The following is a 6,133-nucleotide window of genomic DNA, read 5'->3' as shown; positions in this document are numbered from 1 at the left end:
TTTATGTCTGGTGGCCTTAGCGAGGTGGTCCCACGCCTTCCCATCCCGAACAGGACCGTGAAACGCCTTAGCGCCGATGATAGTGTGGCATTCGCCATGTGAAAGTAGGACACCGCCAGACGCTCCATTGTTGAGCGAATCGAAGATTCGCACACGAACGCAGAACCCCAGCTCAGACGAGCTGGGGTTTTTGCTTTGCGCGCCGCGCGCGCGACTCCCCCAGCCCCGACCGGACCCCGGCGGGGCTTTGGCGTTTCCAGATCGCGGTTTGCCAAAGCGTTTCGGATTGATTGCCGTCCATTCTTGAGCTCGACCCTGCCGCCGGTAGGGTTTGGCATTCGGTTGCCGCGACGTATCATGTGGGCTCCGGAGGATTCAAGATGACAAGACGACTGAGAGCGGGATTGTTGGGCTACGGCTATGCCGGAGCAACCTTCCATGCCCCCTTATTGGCTGCAACTGAAGGCGTGGAGCTGATCGCAGTGGCGTCCAGCAGGCCGGAGCAGGTTCTGCGCGCTTGGCCGCAGGCGCGCGTATTGCCGGATGCTGAGACCTTGCTCGCTGAGGACGACATTGATCTGGTGGTGATAGCCACGCCGAACGACAGCCATTTCCCATTGGCCCTGGCCGCATTGCGAGCCGGCAAGCACGTGGTGGTCGACAAGCCCTTCACTCTGGATGCCGCGCAGGCCAGATTGCTGATGGAAGAGGCTGAGCGGGCAGGCCGGCTGTTGTCGGTGTTTCATAATCGCCGCTGGGATGCGGATTTCCTGGCGGTGCGCCAGCTGTTGGACGAGGGCGCCTTGGGGCGGGTCGTCCATTTCGAGTCGCATTTCGATCGCTATCGTCCGCAGGTGCGCCAGCGCTGGCGCGAATCGTCCGGGGCGGGCGCCGGACTGTGGTTTGATCTGGGGCCGCATTTGCTGGACCAGGCCTTGCAGCTGTTCGGCTTGCCGCAGGCGTTGAGCCTGGAAATGGCAGCGCTGCGCGACGGGGCCGCCAGCGACGACTGGTTTCATGCGATGTTGCGCTATCCGGACAAGCGGGTGATTTTGCATGGCAGCGCGCTGGTCGCCGATGCGGGGCCGCGCTTCATACTCCACGGCACGCTGGGCAGTTTCAGCAAATACGGGCTGGATCCGCAGGAGGATGCGCTGAAGGCAGGCGCGCGTCCGGGCGGAGAGGGCTGGGGCGTGGATATGAATCCGGGCCGGCTGGTGGTCGGAGAGGAGAAGGCGGCATTTCGCGGGCCGGCGGGCGATTACCTCCGTTACTACGCGGGCGTGCGCGACGCCATCCTGCATGGCGAGGCGAATCCGGTGCCGGCGGAGGAGGCTTGGCGCGTGATGGCTTTGCTGGAGTTGGGCAAGCGCAGCGCGATGCTGCAATGCTGGCAGCCGGTGCCTGACAATCTGCGAGAGCCGGCTGCCTGAGTTTCAGCCCTTCTTTTTCTTGCCGCCCGCGGCCTCTTCGGCCTGGGCGGCGGCTTTCAGTTCCGGCGCGATCTCAGTCAGCAGCTGTTCCAGCAATTTGCTGCGCGAGCTGATGTGGTGATCGAAGCGCCAGTCTTTGAGCAGGTCGATCGCGACATCGAAATAGCGCATGTCTATGTCGTAAAGCTGGCTGAGATCGTAGGAGCGACCCATCTCCAGCGCCGCAGCCAGTTCTTTCAACACCTGCATTTGCTGCGGATCGTGTCCTTCCTCGATGAAGCGGCGGATTTTCTTGGCTGCATTCATAAACAGGTCCTTGCCTGGGGTGAGGCGATGTCAAGATGGGGAAACGCGTATGCAATGATGGTGGCAGAGGCGGCGACGCGTCAATCTCGTCTTGTTCGGAACGGTGTCCCATCGCGTTGGCGGCATTGACTGGCCTTACTGGCAGTGGTTTATGTTGCAGTGCGATATTTGCGACATATTGCGGATGGTTTGCATGCAATCCTTTCTGAAGGGAGTTCGCCATGAAACAGCAAGAAGTCCGGCAGCGCGCGTTCGCCATGCCTTTGACCAGCCCGGCTTTTCCGCCGGGGCCGTATCGTTTCTTCAATCGCGAGTACATGATCATCACCTATCGCACCGACCCGACGGCGATCGAGGCGATTTTGCCGGAACCGCTACAGATGGCGGAGCCGGTGGTTCGTTATGAGTTCATCCGCATGCCGGACTCGACCGGCTTCGGCGATTATTCGGAAAGCGGTCAGGTGATCCCGGTGACGTTCCGCGGCGAGCGCGGCAGCTATACCCTGGCGATGTTTCTGGACGACCAGCCGCCGCTGGCGGGAGGACGCGAGCTGTGGGGGTTTCCGAAGAAGGCCGGCAAGCCCCGGCTGGAGGTGCATCAGGGCACCTTGGTGGGCAGCCTGGATTTCGGTCCGGTCCGCGTTGCAATCGGCACCATGGGCTACAAGCACGAGACGCTGGATCAGTCCTCGCTGCTGGCCGGCCTGGCCGAGCCTAATTTTCTGCTGAAGATCATCCCGCACGTGGACGGCGCCCCGCGGATCTGCGAGCTGGTGAGGTATCACACCACCAATGTCGTGATCAAGGGCGCGTGGAGCTCGCCCGGATCGCTGGAGTTGCACCCGCACGCATTGGCGCCGGTTTCGGCCCTGCCGGTGCTGGAGGTTCTGTCGGCGCGGCATTTCATTTGCGACCTGACGCTGGACCTGGGGACGGTGGTGTTCGATTATCTGCAGCAATGACGGAATTCTGTCCGCTGGATTAAAAAAACGGCCCCGAAGGGGGCCGTTTTGCATCCACGCGTAGCGTTTCAGAACCAGAAGTAGCGCTGCAGCGCCGCGTCCAGGTTGGCGACGTCCGGCGCGCCGACGCCGGTGGCCTGGTCGTAGCCGCGATGGGCGTTGTAGCCCCAGTTGTTGCCGGCGGTGATGTCGCGCAGCGGCGCGCCATGGCGGCCGGAGCCGTGGTAGGCGTGGCCGGTGGCAACCAGGCCGTACAGCGAGAAGTTCAGCAGGCCGATACGTCCGCCCAGCGACTGGTTCAGCAGCGCGGTGATGCCGGCCAGCTGCGGCGCGACGAAGCTGGTGCCGCCGTTGTTGGTCTGGATCGAGAAGCCGGTCTTGCTGGAGGTGTAGTACACCACGTAGCCGGTTTCCGGGTCGCCGTTCATCGATATGTCCGGCACGTTGCGGCCCTTGAAGTTGGCGGGCAGGGTGCCGATGACCTGGGGAGGATTCTGGCTGCTGTCCACCAGCTGTTGGCCGGCCGGGCTGTTCTGCATGCCAGGCAGCCAGTTCTGGTAGAACGGGCGTGCAATGAAGCTGCTGACGCCGCCGCCGTCGCCGACCGGGAAGATGCCGCAAGCCACCGGGTCTTTGCCCAGCGCCTTGCACAGGCCGCCCAGATAGTCCCAGCCCCACGCGCGCTCGGTCGGAATCTTGACCTTCATTTCCTTGCCGTTGGGATGGAAGGTCAGCGTGGTCGGCACGGTGGTGGCGCCGGCTGCGGTGATGAACTGCTGGTTGGCCGGGCTATCCACCGACAGCACCTTGTTGTACTGCGGCAGCGGCGCGGCGCGGTTCACGTCGTAGGCGCCGGAGTCGCCGGAGGCGGCGAACATGGTCTGGCCTTGCAGCGCGGCCTGCAGGAACAGGTCATGGTAGGTCTGCAGCACATTGGCGCTCTTGCCGCCCACCGGATTGACCGCTTGGGCCTGCTGGTCGAACCATTCCCACTCGCCCCAGCTGACCGACAACGTGTCGGCGGCATTGGATTCGATCGCCTTGGCGAAGGCGTCGACGAAGCCCTGGGTGGTGTTAGGCGCCTGGTAGACGATGATCTTGGCGTCCGGGGCGATGCCGCCGGATTGTTCGACGTCCAGCGTGGTTTCGCTGGAGCCGCCATCGTCGCTCGGCGCGCCGGGGCCGCCGTCGATGTCGACTACGGTGAGGCGGTTCGGATCGGTAGTCAGGCCGATCGAGCTCCAGTACTGGAAGGCGTCGGACGGGGTGAAGCTGGCCAGGGTGACGATGCCGATGGTGGCGCCCTTGCCGTGGATGCCCTTGTTGTAGAGCGGCGTGATGTTGTAGTGGCGCGCCAGGTCGGTGACGGTCCATTTGCCCGGCGCATTGCCGGTGGTCACGGCGCTGGCGCTCTTGTCCATCGATGCTTGCAGGTGGTTGGGCAGCTGGCGCAGGTGCGGGCGGAAGTGCGGACGGCTGTCCAGACCGATCACAGCCTGCACGTCGCTCAGGTCGACGCCGGGCGTCGAGGCGCGCACCGGCGCGGTGTAGCGGGCGGCGGCGCCCTGGACCACGGCCTTGTTCTGGAACACGTGCACTTCGGCGCCGAAGGCCTTTTGCACGGTGGCGGCCGGTCCGCTGACTTGCAGCAGGGTGCTGCCGACGCGCTTGACGCTCAGGCCGGCGGCTTGCAGACGGGCGCTGACTTTGGCCACGCTGGCTTCGGACGGCGCGTAGCGGGCGCGGAATTCGGAGGGGGTCAGAAACTGGTGGTAATTCGGGCTGGAAGGCGTATGCACTTCCTGCAGATAGCGGGCGGCGGCATCACGGTCGCGCAGGCTCAGCGCGATGGTCACGGTCAGTTTTTGCGCGGGGGCGGCTTGTTCCACCTTGCCCAGATCTTGCGGGGCGGCGGCCATCGCGCCGGAGGCGGCGACGGCGGCCAGGGCGGCTGCCAGCATTTTCATTTTGAACGCCATATTGTTTGCTCCTTGTGTAGATGCCGGGCCGCGTTTCTGTGGTGCGGCTCCGGTCCGGATGGGGTTTCCGGATATCCAATCGGAATAATTGGAGTGGCCAGTATAGGGAGCGGCTTCTGTGACGAGTTAAGCGTTTTTGTAACATTCTGTGTGGCCATTCCACCGATTTGTCATGAAGGGGCCGGGAGGGAGGCGCTAGCAATAGCTAGCGTTTGCAACTGAATTGTCCGTGGGGGGGGGAGGCGCTGCCGCGGAGGGCGGGACGACAGGGCCCATGCTTGCTGGAGCTTGTGATGCGCGCTTTGATTTTGATGGCTATCGATCAGCTTGTCCGCGCATGGTGAAGTACAATGGAAGAATAGTCGCGGACGATCCTGCTCCGCGGCTGGCGGCGGTGGCGAGACGATGTCAGATTGTCCGTGTAGTGCCGACTAAATGAGACACAAGGGAAGCGCTGCGGAGGATGCATGCTGATTGATCGTTTTGGCCGGGCCATCGAGTACCTGCGGCTGTCCGTCACCGACCGCTGCGACCTGCGCTGCAATTATTGCCTGCCCAAGGGCTTCAAGCATTTCGAGGAGCCGGACAACTGGCTGACCTTCGACGAGATCGAGCGGGTGGTGGCGGTGTTCGCCCGGCTCGGCACCCGCCGGGTGCGCTTGACCGGCGGCGAGCCGTTGCTGCGGCGCAATCTGCCGCAGCTGGCCGCGCGGCTGTCGGCCTTGCCCGGCCTGGAAGACTTGTCGCTGACCACCAACGGCACTCAATTGAGCCGCCACGCGGCGGCGCTCCATGCCGCGGGCGTGCGGCGCATCAACCTGAGCCTGGATTCGCTGCGGCGCGACTGCGTGGCGGAGATCACCGGCAGCGACAGCCTGCCCAAGGTGCTGGAAGGCCTGACGGCGGCCAAGGAGGCGGGTTTCGCGCCGATCAAGATCAATATGGTGGCGATGCAAGGCGTCAACGAGCAGGACATCGAGGCGATGACCGCTTTCTGCATCGAGAACGGTTTCATCCTGCGCCTGATCGAGGCGATGCCGATGGGCGACACCGGCCGTTCCGCGCATTATCTGGATCTGCAGCCGGTGATGCGCCGCCTGTGCCAGCAGTTCGACCTGGTCGAGCAGGCCAAGAGCCTGGGCGGAGGGCCCGCCCGTTACTGGAGCAGCCGCGACGGCAGCTTCTCGCTGGGGATGATCACCCCGATCTCGCAGCACTTCTGCGCCACCTGCAACCGGGTGCGGCTGTCGGTGGACGGCACGCTGTACATGTGCCTGGGGCAGGAGGAAAAAATTGAGCTGCGCCCATTGCTGCGCGCCGGCATCGACGACGCCGGCCTGGAGGCGGCGCTGCGCGAGGCGATAGAGCTGAAGCCGGAGCGGCATGAATTCCGCGAGCAGCCGCAGAAGCTGGTCCGCTTCATGTCGATGACCGGCGGCTGAGGCCTCGAACC

General features: G+C 64.0%; 5 protein-coding genes and 1 rRNA gene. 4 read left to right on the top strand and 2 right to left on the bottom strand.

Translation table 11 applies throughout. The annotated features are described in order from the left end of the window. The first annotated feature begins 6 nt into the window (after positions 1 to 6). Positions 7 to 121, top strand: a 5S ribosomal RNA gene (gene rrf / locus ACX17K_RS13730). Positions 122 to 380: 259 nt separating this feature from the next. Further along, on the top strand, positions 381 to 1,433 hold the full coding sequence (locus ACX17K_RS13725; protein WP_493775227.1) for an oxidoreductase: 1,053 nt from the start codon (positions 381 to 383) through the stop codon (positions 1,431 to 1,433). A 3-nt stretch (positions 1,434 to 1,436) separates the two neighbouring features. On the opposite strand, the gene ACX17K_RS13720 is transcribed toward ACX17K_RS13725, so the two are convergent. Then, positions 1,437 to 1,739: a hypothetical protein gene (locus ACX17K_RS13720; protein WP_493775226.1), complete on the bottom strand. Its 303-nt coding sequence runs from the start codon at positions 1,737 to 1,739 to the stop codon at positions 1,437 to 1,439. A 221-nt stretch (positions 1,740 to 1,960) separates the two neighbouring features. On the opposite strand from ACX17K_RS13720, the gene ACX17K_RS13715 reads away from it, so the two are divergent. Next, a complete protein-coding gene (locus tag ACX17K_RS13715) occupies positions 1,961 to 2,701 on the top strand; it encodes an acetoacetate decarboxylase (RefSeq protein ID WP_493775225.1) in 741 nt (246 codons plus the stop codon). Between the two features lie 68 nt (positions 2,702 to 2,769). On the opposite strand, the gene ACX17K_RS13710 is transcribed toward ACX17K_RS13715, so the two are convergent. Then, positions 2,770 to 4,668 (bottom strand): S53 family peptidase, encoded by a 1,899-nt coding sequence (locus ACX17K_RS13710; protein WP_493775224.1) that lies wholly within the window; start codon positions 4,666 to 4,668, stop codon positions 2,770 to 2,772. A 479-nt stretch (positions 4,669 to 5,147) separates the two neighbouring features. Between ACX17K_RS13710 and moaA the strand changes: the two genes are divergently transcribed. Next, positions 5,148 to 6,122 carry a GTP 3',8-cyclase MoaA gene (gene moaA, locus ACX17K_RS13705; RefSeq protein WP_493775223.1) on the top strand — a complete coding sequence of 325 codons (975 nt, stop codon included), beginning with the start codon at positions 5,148 to 5,150 and terminating at the stop codon, positions 6,120 to 6,122. Positions 6,123 to 6,133: the final 11 nt, after the last annotated feature.

This window comes from Chromobacterium sp. INPA-IVC, assembly GCF_059047085.1.
This window is presented reverse-complemented; position numbering and strand designations above follow the sequence as displayed.